The sequence below is a fragment of the Geomonas anaerohicana genome, from assembly GCF_016458305.1.
Classification (GTDB): Bacteria; Desulfobacterota; Desulfuromonadia; order Geobacterales; family Geobacteraceae; genus Geomonas; species Geomonas anaerohicana.
The window spans coordinates 360,094-379,102 of sequence record NZ_JAEMHL010000004.1 but is presented as its reverse complement, the minus strand read 5'-3'; the positions used below and the strand labels follow the sequence as shown (position 1 = coordinate 379,102).

The 19,009-nt window shown below is 60.9% G+C and carries 17 protein-coding genes; 2 read left to right on the top strand and 15 right to left on the bottom strand.

Annotated elements, in window-relative coordinates:
• Positions 1–34: 34 nt before the first annotated feature.
• From JFN91_RS10840 to JFN91_RS10830, 3 genes are all read right to left on the bottom strand, one after another.
• Complete coding sequence (locus JFN91_RS10840; RefSeq protein ID WP_199389214.1) at positions 35–1,216, bottom strand: hypothetical protein; 1,182 nt, start codon at positions 1,214–1,216, stop codon at positions 35–37.
• A 90-nt stretch (positions 1,217–1,306) separates the two neighbouring features.
• On the bottom strand, positions 1,307–2,842 hold the full coding sequence (locus JFN91_RS10835) for an FAD-dependent oxidoreductase (protein WP_236015081.1): 1,536 nt from the start codon (positions 2,840–2,842) through the stop codon (positions 1,307–1,309).
• Between the two features lie 71 nt (positions 2,843–2,913).
• Positions 2,914–3,267: a cytochrome c3 family protein gene (locus JFN91_RS10830; RefSeq protein ID WP_199389213.1), complete on the bottom strand. Its 354-nt coding sequence runs from the start codon at positions 3,265–3,267 to the stop codon at positions 2,914–2,916.
• A 240-nt stretch (positions 3,268–3,507) separates the two neighbouring features.
• Here JFN91_RS10830 and JFN91_RS10825 point away from each other — a divergent pair, with 240 nt between their 5' ends.
• Positions 3,508–5,139, top strand: a complete 1,632-nt coding sequence (locus JFN91_RS10825; protein ID WP_199389212.1) for a sigma-54-dependent Fis family transcriptional regulator — start codon at positions 3,508–3,510, stop codon at positions 5,137–5,139.
• A gap of 228 nt (positions 5,140–5,367) precedes the next feature.
• Positions 5,368–7,638, top strand: coding sequence for a Tex family protein (locus tag JFN91_RS10820; RefSeq protein ID WP_199389211.1), 2,271 nt, complete (start codon positions 5,368–5,370; stop codon positions 7,636–7,638).
• A gap of 175 nt (positions 7,639–7,813) precedes the next feature.
• Here JFN91_RS10820 and JFN91_RS10815 read toward each other — a convergent pair whose 3' ends face one another.
• The 12 genes from JFN91_RS10815 to tssB form a co-directional block, all read right to left on the bottom strand.
• Entirely contained in the window at positions 7,814–8,260 is a 447-nt protein-coding gene (locus JFN91_RS10815) for a hypothetical protein (protein ID WP_199389210.1), read from the bottom strand.
• Positions 8,261–8,501: 241 nt separating this feature from the next.
• Entirely contained in the window at positions 8,502–9,149 is a 648-nt protein-coding gene (locus JFN91_RS10810; RefSeq protein ID WP_199389209.1) for a phosphatase PAP2 family protein, read from the bottom strand.
• 89 nt (positions 9,150–9,238) lie between these two features.
• Positions 9,239–9,529, bottom strand: coding sequence for a DUF2325 domain-containing protein (locus tag JFN91_RS10805; protein ID WP_199389208.1), 291 nt, complete (start codon positions 9,527–9,529; stop codon positions 9,239–9,241).
• Positions 9,520–10,320 carry a DUF3793 family protein gene (locus JFN91_RS10800; protein ID WP_199389207.1) on the bottom strand — a complete coding sequence of 267 codons (801 nt, stop codon included), beginning with the start codon at positions 10,318–10,320 and terminating at the stop codon, positions 9,520–9,522. The genes JFN91_RS10805 and JFN91_RS10800 overlap by 10 nt, the downstream gene beginning before the upstream one ends.
• 267 nt (positions 10,321–10,587) lie before the next feature.
• Entirely contained in the window at positions 10,588–10,986 is a 399-nt protein-coding gene (locus tag JFN91_RS10795; RefSeq protein ID WP_199389206.1) for a hypothetical protein, read from the bottom strand.
• Between the two features lie 143 nt (positions 10,987–11,129).
• Positions 11,130–13,091: a type VI secretion system Vgr family protein gene (locus JFN91_RS10790; protein ID WP_199389205.1), complete on the bottom strand. Its 1,962-nt coding sequence runs from the start codon at positions 13,089–13,091 to the stop codon at positions 11,130–11,132.
• A gap of 44 nt (positions 13,092–13,135) precedes the next feature.
• Positions 13,136–14,113: a type VI secretion system baseplate subunit TssG gene (gene tssG, locus JFN91_RS10785; protein WP_199389204.1), complete on the bottom strand. Its 978-nt coding sequence runs from the start codon at positions 14,111–14,113 to the stop codon at positions 13,136–13,138.
• Positions 14,110–15,888 (bottom strand): type VI secretion system baseplate subunit TssF, encoded by a 1,779-nt coding sequence (gene tssF, locus JFN91_RS10780; RefSeq protein WP_199389203.1) that lies wholly within the window; start codon positions 15,886–15,888, stop codon positions 14,110–14,112. Before tssF ends, tssG begins: the two co-directional genes overlap by 4 nt.
• Before the next feature lie 6 nt (positions 15,889–15,894).
• Entirely contained in the window at positions 15,895–16,410 is a 516-nt protein-coding gene (gene tssE / locus JFN91_RS10775; RefSeq protein ID WP_199389202.1) for a type VI secretion system baseplate subunit TssE, read from the bottom strand.
• A 22-nt stretch (positions 16,411–16,432) separates the two neighbouring features.
• Positions 16,433–16,930 carry an Hcp family type VI secretion system effector gene (locus JFN91_RS10770; protein ID WP_183348072.1) on the bottom strand — a complete coding sequence of 166 codons (498 nt, stop codon included), beginning with the start codon at positions 16,928–16,930 and terminating at the stop codon, positions 16,433–16,435.
• 34 nt (positions 16,931–16,964) lie between these two features.
• Positions 16,965–18,452: a type VI secretion system contractile sheath large subunit gene (tssC, locus tag JFN91_RS10765; protein ID WP_199389201.1), complete on the bottom strand. Its 1,488-nt coding sequence runs from the start codon at positions 18,450–18,452 to the stop codon at positions 16,965–16,967.
• 13 nt (positions 18,453–18,465) lie between these two features.
• Positions 18,466–18,993 (bottom strand): type VI secretion system contractile sheath small subunit, encoded by a 528-nt coding sequence (gene tssB, locus JFN91_RS10760; RefSeq protein ID WP_199389200.1) that lies wholly within the window; start codon positions 18,991–18,993, stop codon positions 18,466–18,468.
• Positions 18,994–19,009: the final 16 nt, after the last annotated feature.

Genomic DNA, 19,009 nt, shown 5'->3' with positions numbered 1-19,009 from the left:
GCTGCTGTCCGGCCGCGGCCGGAGCTTCGGGATGTTAAAAGGTCATCTGCCACTTGGCGCCGGCGATCAAAGAACGCGGCTCTTTCTGCCCCAGCGAGTTCTTGAAGTCGTTCAGGTAGTCGATCTCCGGGACGATGTTGATGTGCTTGCCGAGAGCGTAGTTCATGTTCACGAAGGAGGCCATGCGGGCGTCGGCGTGGGCGATCTTGTTGTCGTCCCTCACGTAGGAAACGCCGGTGTAGAGCATGGCCCGGTCGCTGGCCCGGTAGCCCACCTGGCCGAAGCCGCCGTAGGTGTGCGAGTTCTTGCCGTGCAGGGTATCGAAGTAGGCGCCGTTGGCCTGGCCGGGGTTGGCCAGCGTGTTGCCGGTGCCGTTGCCGGTAGCGGTGCTCATCAGGTCACCGACGTTCTGGCCGGTGAAGACGTTGTAGCTCAATTCGACCGGCGCCAGGTCCACCTTGCCGTGGAAGAAGGCGAGGTAGGAGTAGATGTCGTGCTTGATGGGGGTCGAGTTGTTGGTCGAGCTGGTCACCTTGTACCAGTTGCCGGCGACGCCGCCGCCGTAGTTCCAGTTGTTCAGTTTCCCTTCGTAGCCGACCACCATCTTGGGGAGCATGGTGTCGTAGTCGGTGTAGGTCGCGGCGTAGCTGTTCCCGGTCTGGCTGTAGGCCGCGGTCACGTCGGCGTTGGGGGAAACGTTGGTGGTGTTGTTGGCCTGGTTGCCGACGCGCGGCTGCATGGCGTCGACGTAGAAGCCGTTGTTCATGGTCACCTTGATGTTGGCGTAGCGGCCGTCCCAGAGCGAGCCGTAACCGTTGAAGCCGCCGTCGCTGTCCCAGACCTGCTGGGAGCGGAACACGTAGGGGCTGGGCGTCTTACCGATGCGCAGCTTGCCCTCCCCGAAGTCCCACTCGCCGTAGAGGAGCCGTACCTCCACCCCCTTGGAGTAGGCCTTCGGGTTGTAAAGCCCCACCTCGGCCACGCCCGAGTACTCGCCGTCCTTCACCTTGACGCCGATAAAGCTGTCCCCGAAGTTGTCCAGGCTGAAGTCGCTGTCGTGCCGGGCAGCCCCGGTGGCCGGGCTGTAGTAGGAGTTCTGGGTCCAGAAGGTCCCGAGTTTGATGTTGCCGTAGGCGTTGAGGTCGATGGCCAGGGCGGGTGCGGAGCATGCCAGTGCGGCGATGCAGGTCATGGCGGCGATGTTGATCTTCTTCATGGTACTGTTCCCTTTCGATTGGTAGTCGTTGATGTAGTTGCAATACCTGCGGCTGCCGTGGCGGCGTTACCGCCACGGCAGGAAAAAGCGCTACTTGGTCATGCCCGCGTACTTGAGTGCGTTCTCAGCCGCGATGCGCCCGGAGTTGACGGCGTACCCCGCGGTGCCGCCCCCCAGGAGCAGGTCGTAGCTGTCGCCGTACATGCCGCCGGAGTCGGTGCCGACCGCGTAGAGGCCCGGGATCGGCTCGCCCTTCCCGTTGAGCGCCTCGGTGTTGCCGGAGATCTTGACGCCTCCCAGGGTGCCCAGGTGACGCGGCAGCAGCTTGACCGCATAGAAGGGGCCGGTGGCGACGGGGCGGAGGTACTTGGCCTTCTTGTTGAACTGGCTGTCCTCGCGCACGGCGGCGGACTTGTTCATGGTCTCGACACTCGCCTTCAGGATCTTCGGATCCATGTTGAGCTGCTTGGCGAGGTCTTCGATGCTGTCTGCCTTGAAGGCGAAACCGCGCTTCCTGGCCAGTTCCTTGTTGAAGGACTCGTCGAACTTGACCAGCTTGGTCCCCTGGAGCACCCACTCGCCCAGCGGCATCTCGATCCCCTGCTCGACGGCCTTCTTCCTGGTGGCCTCGTCGAAGATGGAGTAGGCGGTGCCGCCGATCCTGGTGATGGCGTTGCCGGCGTAGGGCCAGAACTCGACGCTGGACTCATCCACGTAGCGCTCGCCGCGCGGGGTGACCCAGAAGTACGGCTGCACCGCGAGGGCGATCATCTGGTCGGCCGGGTGGAAGCCGGGAAGACCCGGGCGGTACGCCTCGACGGTCCCCATCCCCTCAAGCTGCGCACCGGCCTTCTCGGCCATCCTGATGCCGTCGCCGTCCTTGCCGATGTTGCCGACCGGGATCACCTCCGGGTACTCGACGTACTTCTTCATCATCTCCTTGTTGTTGGCGAAGCCGCCGGTGGCGATGATCACCGCCTTGGCCCGGATCTTCAGCTGCTCGCCGGACTTCTCCTTGGCGACCACGCCGACCACCTTGCCGCTCTCGGTGATGAGGTCGGTGCCCGGGGTCTCGAGGAGGATCTTGCCGCCGTGATCCTGCACGTACTTCTCGAAGACGTTGATCATCCTCTGGCAGTGGAAGTCCCTGGGGTTCTTGTCCGGGTAGTCCGGACCCGGGGCGATGACGTGCCAGGTGAGCGGGCCGCCGAAGCCGCCGACGCCGACGTACTCGATCTTCACGCCCAGGCTGTCGAGCCAGTCGATGGTCTCCGCGGACTTGTCCACGAAGTTCTTGGCCAGGGCGCCGTTGGCCTTCCAGTGGCTGTAGTTCATGATCAGCTTGAAGGCGAAGTCCTTGCTGACGTCGATGCCGATGCGCTTTTGCGGCTTGCTCTCGGCGGCGAAGACCCCTTCACAGAAGCTGCCGGTGCCGCCGACCTTGGCCTGCTTCTCGAGCACGACCACCTTGGCGCCCAACTGCAGTGCCTGGACCGCGGCCGCCAGGCCGGAAGTGCCGGCGCCCACCACTACTACGTCGGTGTTCATTTCCTTTTCAGCCAGCGCCGGAGCGGCAAAGGCGAAAAGGGCCACGAACACCATCGCGATACCTCGAACTCTTCTCATCGATTCCTCCTCTTTGATTTCCCCTCAGGGGTTGGTGAGACGCGCTGTTGCCACGTCCTGAACAGTTCGAGCTACTTGTCCTTGAATTCGAAGTCGCTGTGGCACTCGAGGCACAGGTACTCCGAGGGGGCATGCACGCGATGGCACTTGAGGCAGGCCATCCTCCCCAGGTGGGAGTCGTGCGGGTTGTTGTGCAGCGCCTTGGTACGCTGCGCCATCTTGTCGTAGCCCTCGTGACACTCCAGGCAGACCTCGACGCCGGCCGCTGCCGCCGGCTTGTCCGTCTTATGGCAGTCGACGCAGCCAAGCCCCTCCGAGCCATGCTTTCCCTTGATGTTGGCAGCCGATGCCTCGCGTTGGGCCGGGGACATCCCCGCCCCCAGGGCAACCAGCAGCGACAGCGCTACGAAAAATTTCCTTCCCACGTTGATCCTCCCATTGATGGTTGTTGACCGACCGCACCGGGCCCGTTACTGTGCTGCCGGCTCTCTCGGGTCGAGATTTCGGTGATAACTCTTCTTTCGGGGTGGGAATAGCAGCGACTGTGCCACCAAAAAAGAAATTGGATTACAAGCATTTACCGGAAAGCCTCGTATACAGCGTGAAAATAACCTATCATTATGATATGGTGACTTCTTATTCTGGTATGGTGCGAGGAGGCACGCATGCAATCGGCAGATCTGGATTTACGGGAGCTACTGTCCTTCCGTCCCGACGGGGGGACCATGTTCTTCATGGGGCGCAGGGCCATCATCTTCGATGCCATCGCCCTGGGGCTTTTGCGCAAGGAGCTGATCGGTTCGCTGGGAATGGCCGCCGCGCGCAGCATCCTGACCAGGTTCGGCTACGCCCACGGCAGGATGACGGCGGAGAGCCTGAAGCTGGAGTTTCCCGACCTCTTCGCCGACAGCTGGACCGGTCCCAAGCTGCACATGCTGCAGGGGATGGTCCGGGTCGAGGAGAACAAGCGCAGCGACGGCAACGAGGACGAGCCCCTGGTCCAGTCGTTCTGGTACGACAGCTACGAGGTGGAGCAGCACCTTTTGCACCTGGGCCTTTCCGAGGAGTCCGTCTGCTGGACCCTGACCGGGTTCGCCAGCGGCTACGTCTCGTACTGGAGGGGAGAGAAGGTCTATTTCATCGAGGACCGCTGCTGCGGCAAGGGTGACGCCGTCTGCCACGTCGAGGGGAGGACCAGGGAGCAGTGGGGCGAGGCACTGGAGCCCTACCTTCCCTACTTCGAGTCCGAAAGCGGCGACGAGGTGTTCCAGAACCTGGCCAAGGCACTGCGCGAAACCGAAGAGCGCCTGAAGAAGCAGCGACGCCAGATGTCGTGTCTCAGTGCTGGGGGGGAAGAGTTCGGCTGCATCACCGCGCGTTCCAGCGCGATGCGGCAGGTGGTGGAGTTGACGCTACGTATCGCGCGGGTGGATTCCTCGGTGATCGTGACCGGCGAAAGCGGTGCCGGCAAAGAGCGCATCGCCCGGCTGATCCACGAGGAGTCGGCGCGCTCCGGGCGCCCCTTTGTGGCGGTGAACTGCGGCGCGCTCACCGAGACGCTCCTGGAGAGCGAGCTGTTCGGACATGCCAAGGGCGCCTTCACCGGTGCGGACCGGGACAAGATGGGGCTCATCGAAGCGGCCCACGGCGGCACGTTGTTCCTGGACGAGATCGGCGAGGTGTCCCAGTCCATGCAGGTGAAGCTGTTACGCGTGCTGCAGGAGCGTGAGGTAAGACGGGTCGGTGAGAACAAGTCGCGCCAGGTCGATATCCGGGTGGTCGCCGCCACCAACAGGAACCTCTCCGACGAGGTGAGCAAGGGGAACTTCCGGCGCGACCTCTACTACCGGCTCAGGGTGATCGAAGTGCGGGTCCCGCCGCTGAGGGAGCGCAACGAGGACATCCTACCCCTGGCGCGCATCTTCCTGGAACAGGCCTCCCGGCGCGCGGGGCGCAAGGTCACCGGATTCACTACCAAGGCGGCCGACCAGCTCTTGCGCTACAGCTGGCCGGGGAACGTGCGTGAGTTGCAGAACGCGGTGGAGCATGCCGTGGCGCTGTGCCTGGACACGAGGGCCGATCTCGAGGACCTGCCGGAGGAACTGAGGTCGGCGTTGCCGAGGGCGGGGATCGTGGAATCGGTGCGTCCGCTGGAAGAGGTGGAGCGGGAATACATCCTGGCGGCGCTGAGGGCCACCGGCAACAACAAGGCGCGCACCGCGGCGGAGCTGAACATCGGCGTGGCCACCCTGTACCGCAAACTGGCCGACTACGAGAAGCAGGGATTCATGGCCTAGGCGCCGGCGGGAAAGTTCTTGCCCCCGGCTCCCAAAGAGTGTAAGAAGTACCCTCTTTTTTTGCCGACAGCAGAAGGGTCCTGGCTCCGTCAGGTGCCTATCCCTCTAGCGGAACGCACCTTTCAGCTCAGCCAGCGTCCTCAAGCGACTAAGGGGACAGGCACCTGGCGGAGCCAGTCCCCTCCTTCGGGGACGGCGGTATTAGTTTTTTGAGGAGATCCTTTGGACATGCACGCAACAGACACACCGCAATTACTGGAAATAGTTGTAGAAGAAAGCGGCCTGCCGCGAGGCGGAGTGCTCGCCACGGTGGCGCTTTTGAACGAGGGGGGCACCGTCCCCTTCATCGCGCGCTACCGCAAGGAGCAGACCGGCGAGTTGGACGAGGTGCAGATCCGCGAGATTGAGGACCTGCTCAACTACCATCGCGAACTGGCCGAGCGCAAGGCGACCGTGCTGAAGAGCATCGAGGAGCAGGGGAAACTGACCCCGGAGCTTTCGGCGCGCATCACGACCTGCCGCAAGAAGACCGAACTAGAAGACCTCTACCTCCCCTACAAGCCCAAGCGCCGCACCAAGGCGACCATCGCGCGCGAGCGCGGCCTGGAGCCGCTCGCCCAACTGGTCCTGGCCCAGGAACTCACGCAGGGATCCGCCGCGGATGCCGCGGCGCCGTTCATCAGCGAGGAGTTGGGAGTACCGGACGCGGCCGCCGCACTCGAGGGAGCGTCGCATATCCTGGCGGAGCAGCTTGCCGAGGATGCCGACCGGCGCGCCATGGTGCGCGATCTTACCCGTGAGCAGGGGATATTCTCCTCGCAGCTGTTGGGCGAAGGCGCCGACCGGGAAGGCAAGTTCAAGATGTACTACGAGTACCAGGAGCCTCTCAAATCGATACCGTCGCACCGGATGCTGGCGATGAGGCGCGGCGAGAAGGAGGAGGTGCTGCGCCTCACCCTGCTGGCGCCGGAAGAGGAGATCGTGGCCCGGCTGAAGGGCGGGCTGATCAAGAGGGAGAGCATTTTCAAGGGAGTGCTGGAAGCCGTCGCCGTCGATGCCTACAAGCGGCTCATCGCGCCGTCCATCGAGGTGGAGCTGAGGCTGGAGGCGAAGACCAAGGCCGACGAGGCCGCCATCGCGGTCTTCGCGCAGAACCTGCGGAACCTGCTGCTGCTTCCTCCGGCAGGGGGGAGACGCGTGCTGGGTGTCGACCCGGGACTGCGGACCGGGTGCAAGCTCGCCGCCATCAGCGAGACGGGGCGCTTCCTGGAGCAGACCACCATTTACCCGCACACCGGCGGCCCCAAAGCGGACAGTGCCGGAGCCGAACTGGTGCGGCTCGTGGAGCGCCACGACCTGCGCCTGATCGCCATCGGTAACGGCACCGGCGGTCGCGAGACCGAAGTGTTCGTGCGCGAGGCGCTGCGCAGCGCAGGCGTCAAGGCCGAGACGGTCATGGTGAACGAGGCGGGCGCCTCGGTATACTCGGCCTCGGAGATCGCCCGCGAGGAGTTCCCCGAACTCGACCTCACCATCCGCGGCGCCATCTCCATCGGGCGCAGGCTGCAGGACCCGCTGGCGGAACTGGTCAAGATCGATCCCAAGAGCATCGGGGTGGGACAGTACCAGCACGACGTGAACCAGTCGCTGTTGAAAAAGGCGCTGGACGCCGTTGTCGAGTCCTGCGTCAACTACGTCGGGGTCGACTTGAACAGCGCCTCCTGGGCGCTCCTCTCCTACGTCGCCGGTCTCTCCGAGAGCCAGGGGCGCGCCATCGTGAAGTTCCGCGACGAGAACGGCGCCTTCCCGACCAGGCAGGCGCTCTTGAAGGTGCCCCGGTTCGGCCCGAAGGCCTTCGAGCAGGCGGCCGGCTTCCTGCGCATCCGCGGCGGAGAAAACCCGCTGGACAACACGGCAGTGCACCCGGAGAACTACGCGGTGGTGGAAACCATGGCGGCCGATCTCAGCGTCACCGTGGCGCAGCTCGCCTCCGACCCCGCCCTTTCCGCAGGGATCAAGCTGGAGCGTTACGTCACGGACAGCATCGGTCTTCCCACCCTGAGGGACATTCTGGCCGAACTGAAAAAACCGGGACGCGACCCGCGCGAGCAGTTTCAGACTGCGGCCTTCCGCGACGACGTGGTCACCATCACCGATTTGAAGGAGGGGATGATCCTGCAGGGGGTGGTCACCAACGTGGCGGCCTTCGGCGCCTTCGTCGACATCGGCGTGCACCAGGACGGACTGGTACACGTAAGCCAGTTGTCGCACCGCTACTGCAAGGATCCCAACGAAGCGGTCAAGGTCGGCGAGATCGTCAAGGTCAAGGTGCTGTCGGCGGACCCGCAGACCAAGCGGATCTCGCTCTCCATCAAGCAGGCGATGCCGGAGCAGGCGCAGAAGAGCGCGGCGCCGAAGCAGCAGCCGAAAGCGAAGGAGCAAAAGCCTGTCAACGACCTCTCCGGGTGGGAGAGGGCCGGGTTCAGGATTAAGAAATAATCAAAACCATTGGCCACGGAGAAAATCTGAGAACTTCGGAGAAAACCCAAAAAAGGTTTTGTCTTTCTCAGATTTCCTCAGATTTTCTCCGTGGCCAAAGGTTTGGCTTTTAAATAAAAAGGGGCTGCCGGAATGAATCCGACAGCCCCTTCTCTGTTTCTCTGCTCAAGCGCCTTTAGCAGGCGCTTCTCAGAAGCTTGCGACCGCTCTTGAAAACGACCTCGACCTTGCCGGCCTGGCACGACGCCACGACACCGGTCCCGAAGGTAGGATGGTTGATCAGCGTGTTGGCCTTGTACTTCCCTTCCATGCTGTAGGGAACCGCGAGATCCGGGTCGAGCGGCTGGATCATCTCCTCCCAGATGGCCTCGTCGGATACCGCCGGGGCCTTGGCGGCCCTGGTACGCGGTGCCTTTACAGCTTTTTCAGCCTTTGCTCCCTTCGCGGTGGCGGCCTTTGGTTCTTTCGCGGGACGATGGTTGTGCTCGCTGCCGCAGGTGTTGCATTTTACCCGCACCACCTGCCCCGCCACCATCGCCACGATGGTGTGGTTCAGCAGTGCCTTGCAACGCGTGCATTGCGAATCGACCATGTCTCCTGCAGTTAAAGCTCTTCTTTCCATTGGGCCTCCCTGACCTTTTTATGCTCAAACAAAAAGGGCTTAACCGTCGGCGGCTAAACCCTTTCCATGCGTTATCTGATCGCGGCGGCAATCCCCCGCTCATCTGCTACGTATCGTTGGTTTAAGCGTTTCTGCTATCTTCAATGTGCTGTTGAAATATAAGGGATTTTGCCCTGCGATGCAAGGGAAAAAACCGGAATCAAAGCCTCTCTGGATGCGGCCCTACGGGATATGACGCTGCTCAGTCAGATGTGCTGCGGTGGCGGCAGAAAAGGAGGCGGGCGACCATGACTTCGAGCACAACGGCGAGGTAGCCGCCGACGACGACATCGCTCAAAAAGTGATAGTTGGTGGCGATCAGGGCGATGCCGAGCAGGACCGAGAGCAGGATGCCGTAAGGGCGGCTTTCCGGATAGAAGCGCCACAGGGCAGCCAACAGGGCGACGATGACCAGCATGTGGCCGGACGGGAACCCGTCGCAGTGCTCTTTCATCTGGAACCAGTTAAACCCGTAGGCTCCGGGCTCCATCAGCCAGTACCGCGTGTTGCACCGGCCGAAAGCGATCTTCAGCAGCGCCTTGACAAGATAGGAGGCGGGTGCGAGCCACACTGTCTCTTTGGCCAGAAGTGTGGCGCGGTCTAGGATCCCCTTTTCGGAGCGGAACAGGTAGAAGAAGCAGGAGACGGCGGTGGCGGCGATCACCACGCCAAGCAGCAGGTCGGGGAGATCGGAAGTGGCCCGGAGCCAATGCCGGTTGGCATAAAGGTATTCCCTGACAAAGGTGGCAACCGGAATGTCGAGATAGAGAACGCAAACGGCGGTGAAAGGGAGCAGAAGAGCCCCGATCACCGCCAGCCTGCGGGATGTCGCGTCAGTCACATCTGTCATGCAGATCCTGCCGTATCATGTTGATGTCGAGCACGGCTACACCTACCACAGATGCGGTTCAATATGAAGTCCAATTTACGACACCAAGCCTAGTGACAGTTGTGTGCCAAGCATTCCAGGCAGTTCCTGAAGGTGCAGATGCCGCAGGCGTGTTCCATCAGCACCGGGATGTTATTCGCCTTTGCCACCTGCATGGCCTCGATCTTCACGCGGTGCGAAACCTTGTTGGTGAAGATCACCATAGCGTCGGCCTTTCTCAGTTTGGCTGCTATGTTGGTTTCCGAGGTGCTGAAAAACTGAAGTTTCACTCCAGCGCGTTCCGCCTCCTCCTGGTAGTGTTTTCCCAAGCGATCCATTCCGCCGATAAGAGCTATGCACATGTTGCCCTCCTCCGGGCGCCCAAGCCGCGGTTTTGATATTCACTTTCACCATACTGCCCCAAAAGGGTGCCTTGCTGCTGGTACGAATCAGCGACTGTGCCGATGCAGTTTCTCAGGCAGTCGAGCGGGTTGCATCCCGAAGCCAGTCGCTGCGACATACGGCTGCGGCACTCGCGGTGGCATTCCGCAAGGCGCAGGCTCTGATCAGGTTTGCCAAAGATTTTCCATGGCCCCTGGCAGGTGAAGGCAAGCGGCACCCACCCCATGAAACCGATCACGTCTTTGAGCGGGTAGCCGAGGAACACTCCGATCTCATGCGGAAAGCCTTGCCCCGTCACGCGCGCTTCCAGTTGGTCCAGGACCGCGTCGAAATCCTCGACGCTGTCATAGCCGGATTTGCCCAGGATGACACGCACGCTTTTCTGGGCGAGCAGCCCCCCGAGAGCCTCCTGCGAGTAGAGCAGGAGCAGGATGGAAGTGCCGCGGTCGTCGAGCACCCGCACCTTGAGCCCACTCTGTTCGAGGAGACCGGCGCCGTATTCTTTCCAGAGGAGATAGAGGTTGCGACCGCAGGAGCGGCGCTTGTTAGCAAGACAGACCAGGTTGGCGGGCTTGGCGCCCTGCAGCACCTCGGCAAGTTCCAGCGCCAGGAATGAAGCCAGGCATTGTTCGTCAGTCGGATAAAGTCCGGCAAAGTCCTGCCAGGCAGCCCTCGTCATGCGGCTTGAAGACGCTGCATCGGTGCCGTTTAACGCTGACAAATCCTCTTTCACTCCAACAGCACTGATCATGTCCCCTCCCCAACTCCTGTCAGCGGTTGCCGCCGACTCTCAAAGCCTTACGCGATCTTTAAATTATTTCTTACAAACCGACCGCAACAGCGATAATGAAAACTGTTATCAGTTTTATAAAGAAGATCCCGTGATATGTCAACAGCTAAATTGTGCGAAGTTTTTTGGGTGGGAAATGTTGTGACAGCAGCCCTAAAAAGTTCGAGGTCTGAGTGCAAGTCGCCCCGACCTCTGTTCCACCAGGGGCCGGGGCGTGAACCCGTTATGTCAGTTGCCCCAGGGTTCGGTGAGTTGCAGTGATTTTCTCAAAGCTTCGTCCGCGGCTGCTATGTTGTCCGGGTCGCCCAAAAACGACTCAACCCACTGGTTCAAAGCATGAACGCGGCGCACTTCAGGCAGAGGAGAAGCCAGGAGAGTCTCCAGGGCGGTGCTCTTCTCCTCGAAATCGATGTCCAGATACCACAGGGCCAGGACGTAGGACGCCATGCCCTGCTCCGACTTGAACCCTTTGTTTTCCGCCAGCTCTACCGCGGCCGCCAGGAATTCGCGGCGCTGGTCCCGCCCGATTTTGTAGTAGTCGCTGAGGTCGCGCATCAACGCCGCGTCCAGCCTTTCGATAAACTCCGCGCGCGCCACCTCGTTCATCTGCTCCATCCGGATTTCCATGGCACCTCCCCCACCCTCTCGTGTGGTTGCGCGACGGCCATTCTGTCCTCGCGCAGCACGTTGTCGTTTAGGAAGAACTTTCTCGCTGTCCCTGGTGTGCTCTCATCGTTTCTGCGCTGCAGTCGACACCAAGGTACCCGGGACTATTCTGCAGTGGCCATGTTGGCCCTGCCCGCTTCTTTGGGTGGCTTAGGCTGTTCAGGAGACGCGTCGGTGCAAACTCCGGGGGTGCCACCTTCATTGATCTGCACCGAGCCGCCGACTATGAAGACTCCGGCGGGAGTGACGGTAATGAAGCTGCCGCCGACCTGCAAAGAGACCTGTGTCAATGACTCAACCACTACGCTTTTGGCAGCCTTTATGTGGAACGCCTCCCCCGCCTGCAGGGCGTACTTTGTTGCCACCTTCAGTTGGAGATCGCCACCGACTGTTATGGCAAGGTCCCCACCAATGCCCTGGTTACAATCTCCAGCCACTTGAAGGTGCTGATCACGAGACACCTTCTCGAGCCGGTCACGGTTGATCATGAGGTGGCGATCCTGCCCCACCCACTCCAGGGAGTCTTGATTCACCCTGTTCACCTGCTCCCGCTGCGCATGAATGCACAACTGCTCCGCCCCCTTCTTGTCATCGAAGCAAAGCTCATTGTGCCCTTGCCCACCGGGGGTGGAACAGGACTTTATGCAAGTCACTGTCTTTGCCGCAGGCAACTGGTACGGCGGCAGGTTCACTCCGTTGTGGAGTTGACCGATGATGACGGGGTAGTCGGGATCGCCTTCGAGGAAATCGACCACTACCTCATGACCGACACGCGGGAGAAACATCGCTCCCCAGCCGTTGCCGGCAAGGGGCTGGCTTACCCTGATCCAGCAGGAACTGCTGTCATCGGCTTTCCCCGCACGATCCCAGTGAAATTTGACTTTAACCCGCCCGTACTGGTCGGTGTGGATCTCCTCTCCTGGCGGACCCACCACCACGGCCGTCTGGGTTCCCTGCACCACCGGCTTCGGTGTCAGACGTGACGGGCGGTACGGTGTGTGATGAGGAATGCACTCGAAACTGTTGTGGTAACTGGAGATGGAATCGGTAGCGTATGCTTCCATGGCATCATGCTTCACGGACACCAGGAGAAACTCCTTACCATCCAGTTCGGGGCTGCAGTGATCTCTGAGCTTGAAGCGATAGCCGCTGGCAAAGGCACGACAGTCGCTAGTGCCAATGAGGACGGTGGCCGTAGTTTCTTCTTCCTCCATCCGGATCCTTGCCAGCCTGTCGCCTGCGCCTCTGCTGCCGTAGCACCCAGGAGCGTCGTACAGTTCGCATTGCGCCGCGTGTGTCTGGACTGCGCCGGGAGCTTCAGATTTCAAGTTGGCTTTGGGAACGGTGAAGTTGTAGTCGCTCAATGAGTATTTTGCAGGATGTATATACCGGGTGATTTCCAGAGATGTGATCACGTCTTCGGTCCTGGTGCCCGTCGCGCTAGGACGTGAAGAAGCAAACGGCTGAAACGGACAAGGGATGTTTGCATCAGGAGAATCCGCGATGATCATGGTGTGTTTGCCGTCTTCGTGGCGGAAGAAATAAAAGAGCCCTTCTTCCTCGAGAAGGCGGCAGACGAAGTTGAAGGCTGTTTCCCGGTACTGGACACAGAACTCTCTCTTGTCGTAACTCCCGCGCAGATAGAAGCAGTACCAAGAGAAGCCAAGTTCCTTGAATACCTGCTCGACTATCTCCGGTGTTGAGCGGTTCTGGAAGATCCTTATGTCGGCACATTTGCTGAGGGTCCAGAACCAGGGAACAAGGGTACACCTGTAAAAGGAGAAGCGGTGACCTTCACCCTCCTCGCCACCCGATCTGCCTTGGGTGAAGCTGGAAATGATCCCGTTCAGGTACCTCTTGTTGCCGTTTGCGAGTGTAATGGCAACTGTGGCATTACTGCCGAGCAGGGAGTGGAAAGGAATACTGGTGCGCTCAGACTGCATAGACAGCTCAAAACTGAAGCTGCGTGAGATGCCCTCCTCGCCGCTGAGCTCGGTCAATAGCAGAGCGTCCTCGCCAAGCGAGGTGGTTAGAGAAAGGATCCTGTCATGCTGTGTGAACGCCATGCGGACACCTCACTTTTCACAAGGGGAGCATTTTACCTTCGCACCTACCCCGCGACAGTCACGTACGGATCCGCATCAAGAACGGAGTCTGGCGCTTTGAGCCAGGTGGAACGGCCCAGCCTTGGTGCATCGGGAGTTGCCTCGCCGAGCCTGCACCCGGGGACTTCATCTCTTCTCAAAATGAGCCCAATCTCGAACTCGTATTCCGGTCCCGCAAGGAACCTGACCAGTGACACCAGATGTTCCAGTCCACGCCCCGGTGACAGTTCGATGAATTGCTGGTAACCCATGGGGCCCAGAGAGAGCCGGAAGGTTGATTGAACGTCACAGGTCTGGCTGCCACAGACTGTGTCAACGCCAAGCAGACAATTGTTTTGGCCTAGCATGGTCAAGTCCGCCGGCTCAAGGTAAACCGTGCGGGGCACGAACTGTTCGATCTCGGCATCCACGCCAAGCACATGTTGAACGACCTGGGCAATCGTGCTAGCCGACGCCACCTGGCGGCTCGCCTGCCCGCAGAAGTGCAGCAGTGCCGCTTCCGTTACCGCAAGCTTTTCCCGCAGTCCCTCGGTCGCGAGTCCAAGAAAGCTGAAGAGATGGTTGGAGAAGAGATCGCTGTTGTCGCTTTTCTTCTGTGGCAGAAGCGCGTTGCGCTTCCAGGCACGGTAAAAAATCGAAATCAGGCGGTGGTGAAAAAGGTCGTAGAAATCGCCCATGGCGTGGTCGCCGCTCTTCTCCCGCTCCAGTACCAGTTCGTGATACCAATGCGGCAGCACGCCGGATGGACCGACCAGGCCCATAAAAGCGACTTCGACCTGTGCGGCTCCGTCTTCACCGTAGGTGATCTCGCTGATATCAGCTGCCGGGAAAGCACGACCTTTTCTCGCTGTGAACCGGATCCTTTCCCGGGCTGGCGACAAAGCCGCTCCGATCTCCGTGCCGGCTGAAAGCGCCTTTTCCAGGCAACGGACGGCCTTAAAGAACGCCCGGCAGTTTTGCAGCAGACTTTCCGCCCGTTTCACAGCAGCACCCTATCGCCGGTCCGGGGAGGCCACCGATTGATGATGGTGTCGTCGCTGGCTCTCATGGCCACGAGCTGCACGAATGAGTTGACTGATACATACTGCCCCAGGAACCTCTCCAGCACCGACGCGAACAGGTACACGCCGCTGCCGACGTACTTCTCCTCATCAAAGACAACCGTCACTTCCAATCCGCGGCAAAAACCTGCTCCTATTCTTCTGGTGACGGCTCGCGATCTCACAGAGAAGATGCCGCTTACCTGGTGCCGCGTGATAGAGGACGAGGCAAAGTCATACAGGGACAGGAGTTGCCTCAGCGCTCCGGCGCCTCCTTCGACAAGAGAGATGTAGTTCAGGGAGAGATGAGAGATAAGACGGCGCTGCTGCTCCCCATCGAGGAACGGACGTAGAGAGGGCGTCGGATTGAGAAGACAGTTGATGGCTGCGAGCGGCGCGGCAGATTCCGTGTCGAAATCTCCGGCAGGATCACCTAAAGGAAGTCTTGCAGGGAGGTCGCGGTTAGAGCAGGTCACGCGGACCAGAAGCGTTTCTTCACTGGCAACAGTGGCAGCTTCAGCAGGCTGGCAGACGGAAAGATAAACGTCCGTGCCGGCGTCGTGCAGGCGCGATGCCGGCCGCCGCTGCATCTGCCACAAGCCTGCACAATCGTCCACACTGTTCCCTGATAAGACCGGGTGGTAACGCTTTATCTCACCGGGGGATGCAGCGTCGCTCGCCGTGACTTCATCGATACTGAGCACCTCCAATCCGCCCTCACGCCTCAGGTCGGGAATGACCCTGTACTCGCTCTTGCCGTGGTTTTGCCTGATCGGCTCCGCTATCTTTTGGAAAACGTTGACCACGGGGGTCGCATAGAGGCAGAAGGTTTCTCCCCCAACCACTAAAGAGTCCGGCGCTACGGTGTCGAGGTAAAAGATCAGGTCGACGGAATGACCGAAAGCCGCACCTTTCCACACCACGGAGAAGCCACTGAGATCGATGAAAAGGAACTTGTGCGGAAAGGCGAAATACTCGAGGAGCAGCCGATACCCCGGGAAAGATTGTTCGGGGTATGGCAGAAGCCCCTCATCTGCAGCATAGCCGACGGGCCGCAGGCGATCGCTTGGCAGTTGCAGGGAATCAGCGGCCGATGCACCGGCCGGCACGCACTCGACAGAGCAAACGTGATTCAGCAGCAACTGGTGCAGCGGGAAAACATGCTGGGGCTGCCCGTTCAGATAAAACCGCAGTGTGTCGCCTGGAAAGCCGGAGGCACTGTGCAGCGACAAGCGAACCCGCACCGCCTGCTGTGCGCCTTTAACCAACTTTACCGGCGCCTCGAGCGACGCATCCATGACCTCGACGGGCCAGAGCGTGACAGGATAGGCAGTCCTGAATTGACAGGACATGCCGTCAACCGGCTTGGAGAAAAGAGGCGTCCCCCCGGCGATCTGGTAGCCCCCCTCCGGCAGGTTCCTGAACAAAGGCGCGAACTTCACCACGGAGCAGGACGGGATCGGAGCGGTCAGCTGCGGATAGAGCACCTGCAAGAGCGACTGGGTGATCTCCGGCAGGCCGTCGTCGATCTTGCGCTGTATGCGCGCGCAGAGGAAAGCGAATGCCTCGATAAGGCGCTCGGTGTGCGGGTCCTCGCACTTGCCGGGCTCAAGCAGGAGCCGCCCCGCCACCTTGGGATACTTCCTGGCGAAACTGCTCCCCGTGTCGCGCAGGTAGCTGAGCTCTTTTTCGAAGTAGTGAAGGATGTCATCGGGCATAGTCGATCACGAGAGGATGGTATAAGCGCCACTATTGATGTCGAAGTGGGTGTCAAAAGCGGTCGGGAGGGCTACCGGCTCGACTTGCAGCACAGCCTCGATCCGGAAGCTGAGAGCCCGCTCTCCCTGAGTCGGCCCTAGAGACACCGTCACGTCCTTCAGTCGCGGCTCGAAACAGTCGAGGAGCCTGATGATTTCCAGGCGTATGGCCTGCTGCACCCGGTGTGAGCGCGGGTTTTCGAGGCTGAAATCGCGGCTGCCGTAACTGAGAATGGAGTGCTGCAGATATGAAGGGAGGGGGGCTGGCACCTGCGGAGCCAGTCCCCTGAGCGGCAGTCCCCTGGTCGGTTTCAAAATAGGGAAGGATCTGGTATTGAAAAGGTTCTCCAGGTCGCGCAGCACCGAGTCGATCAGCGACTTGAGGCTGCTGCGCGAGGAGCGGACGGTTTCAGCAGGAGATTCCGGCTCACGGTCGGTAAGCCTCTCCAGTAGGGATTGTCTCGGTTCCGGCTGATATCGCATGCGCCCTCCCGCCCAGTTTGCATCACACCTTCTTGTTGGTCTCCAGGTTCCACCCGGCAGCAACCTGCCCGCCGCCGGAGCCGTCGGCGCGGTTTTGCTGGGTGTAGGCGAGTTCGATCTTGCCGTAGTTGAAGGCGATCTCCTCGACGGGGATCGCCTCGCCGCCATGGGCGCTGCCGCCGGGGCGGTTCAGGCTGATGATGACGTTGGAGAGCTTATATTCCATGTATTTCAACTTATCCCCGCCGGCCCGGCAGATCTCCAGGGTGACGCTGGGGATGTGCCGCCCGGTGGCGCAGGCTTCGAAGAGTTTGGGGCTTGCCTTGTCCAGCACCTTGACGACGCTGAAGTCGGAGAAACTCGCGCGTTCAGCGGAGGCGCCTCCCGCGCTGCTGGCGGTGCCGGAGGTGGGCTGGGTGACGGAGAAGTTGTAGGAGAGGACCTCGATCCAGTCCCTGTGCTTGTCGTCGCTGCTCTCTCCCGGGATCCCTTCTATCTTCAGGAATGCATCGAAGGCCATGGCGTCCTCCCTTTCGTGGTGATCTCAACCTGGGTCAGCTCGTCTTGGGCGACGGCAGGTTGGCAACGAGCCTCAACGATATGGTGAGTTCATCCAACTGGTAGTGCGGCTTCAAGAAGGCTACGGCCCGGTAGCACCCCGGCCGACCCGGCTGGTCAAACACCTCGATGCGTGCCTCCCTCAGCGGGAAGCGGGCCTTCATCTCCTGCCCCGCATCGTCATCCAGCAGGACATAGCGACTGATCCACCGGTTCAGATAATCCTCCACGTTCTTCCTGGTCCCGAAGCTGCCGATCTTGTCCCGCATCATGGCCTTGAGGTAATGGGCAAAGCGTGACACGGAGAGGATGTACTGCAGCTGCCCCGAGAGCCTCGCGTTGGCGTTGGCGGCATCGGTATCGTAGATCTTGGGCTTGTGTGCACTCTGGACGCTGAAGAAGGCGGCCATGTCGGTCCCCTTGCAGTGCACCAGCGGTACGAAACCAAGATCGGCGAGTTCCTTCTCGCGCCGGTCGGTGATGGCGATCTCGGTCGGGCACTTGGCCGCCAGTTCCCCTTCGCCGGTGTCGAAGCTGTGGATGGGGAGATCGGTGACCGCCCCTCCCCCTTCGACGCCGCGGATGGCTGCGGTCCAGCCGTGCCTCGAAAAAGCGTCGGTTATGCGTCCGGCAAGACAGTAAGCGGCGTTGCCCCAGAGGTATTTCCCGTGGTCGCAACCGGAGACGTCCTCCTCGAATTGGAACGACTCGGCCGGTTCGCTGTCAGGCCCGTACGGCAGCCGCACCAGCACGTGCGGCAGGCAAAGTGCTACGTACTTGGCATCCTCCGACATGCGGAAGGAGCGCCACCGGGCGTAGTCGGCTCCCTGGAAGATCTTGGCAAGATCCCTCGGCCCGTCCAGCCCGGCGAAACTGTCCACCCCGAACAGGGTCGATGCAGCGGAGGTGATCAGCGGAGCGTGGGCCGCTGCGGCAACTTCCGACATCCGCGTCAGCAGCGCCAGGTCCTGAGGCGTGTTGCCGAACTCGTAGTCGCCCACGAGGCAGCCGTAGGAGGCGCCCCCGAAAGTGCCGAACTCCTCCTCGTACACCTTCTTGAAGAGCGCGGACTGGTCGAACTCGGCCGCTTTCTCCATGTCCTTGGTGACTTCCTGCTTGGAGGCGTTGAGCACGCGGATCTTCAAATCGCTGCCGGTCTCCGCCCGGTGCACCAGGTAGGAGAGCCCGCGCCAGGATGCCTCCAGCTTCTGGAACTCCGGATGATGAATGATCAGGTTGACCTGGTCGCTGATCAGACGATCGATAACGGCGATCCTTGCGTGGATCATGCGTTCGATGTCGCCCCCCGGAACCATCTCACCTGTCAGCACCTGCTGCACCAGTTCGACCAGCATTTCCCTGGCGTACGGCTTTTGGTCTTCGCAGCGAGCCAGGCGCCCTTCGGTGACGATCAGGTCGAGTAATTGGTTGCCAGGCTGCTGCTCGGCGAACCGCACCTCGTTCTCTCTCGTGAGTTCTTCCATGCCTCCCTCCTTTTCAGGCGCTGTCGCCGCCGTTTCCGTCACCGCCGTCTGTGCGGTGACAGATCGCCTTGAGTGCGTCGCCACCAGCCAAGAGGTCCTGCAGCAGTTCATCCAGCCGGTCGTTGCCGTCCAGCCGGTTCAGCAGATCCGAGAGTCGTCCCCGCGCCTCGACCAGTTTTCTCAGCGGCTCCACCTGCTGCGCCACGCGCTCGGGATGGAAGTCCTCCAGCGTGGTAAAGCGCAGTTGTACGCCGAGCTGGGAACCATCACCGCACAGCGAGTTGCCGACCCGGAAGGCGAGCCGCGGTCTTATGGCTTCCATGACGCGATTGAAACTGTCCCGGTCGATTTCCACGAACTTCCTTTCCCTGAGTTTCGGCGGTGGGGTCTCCGGAGTGCCCGACAGATCGGCCAGTACCCCCACCACGAAAGGAATCTCTTTCACCTCCACGCCTCCGTCGACCTCGACGTCATAGGTGATGCGGACCCGGGGCGCCCTCACCCGCTCCAGCTTGTGTTGCAGACTTTCCGAAATGGACATGGTCTCTCCTTCTGCC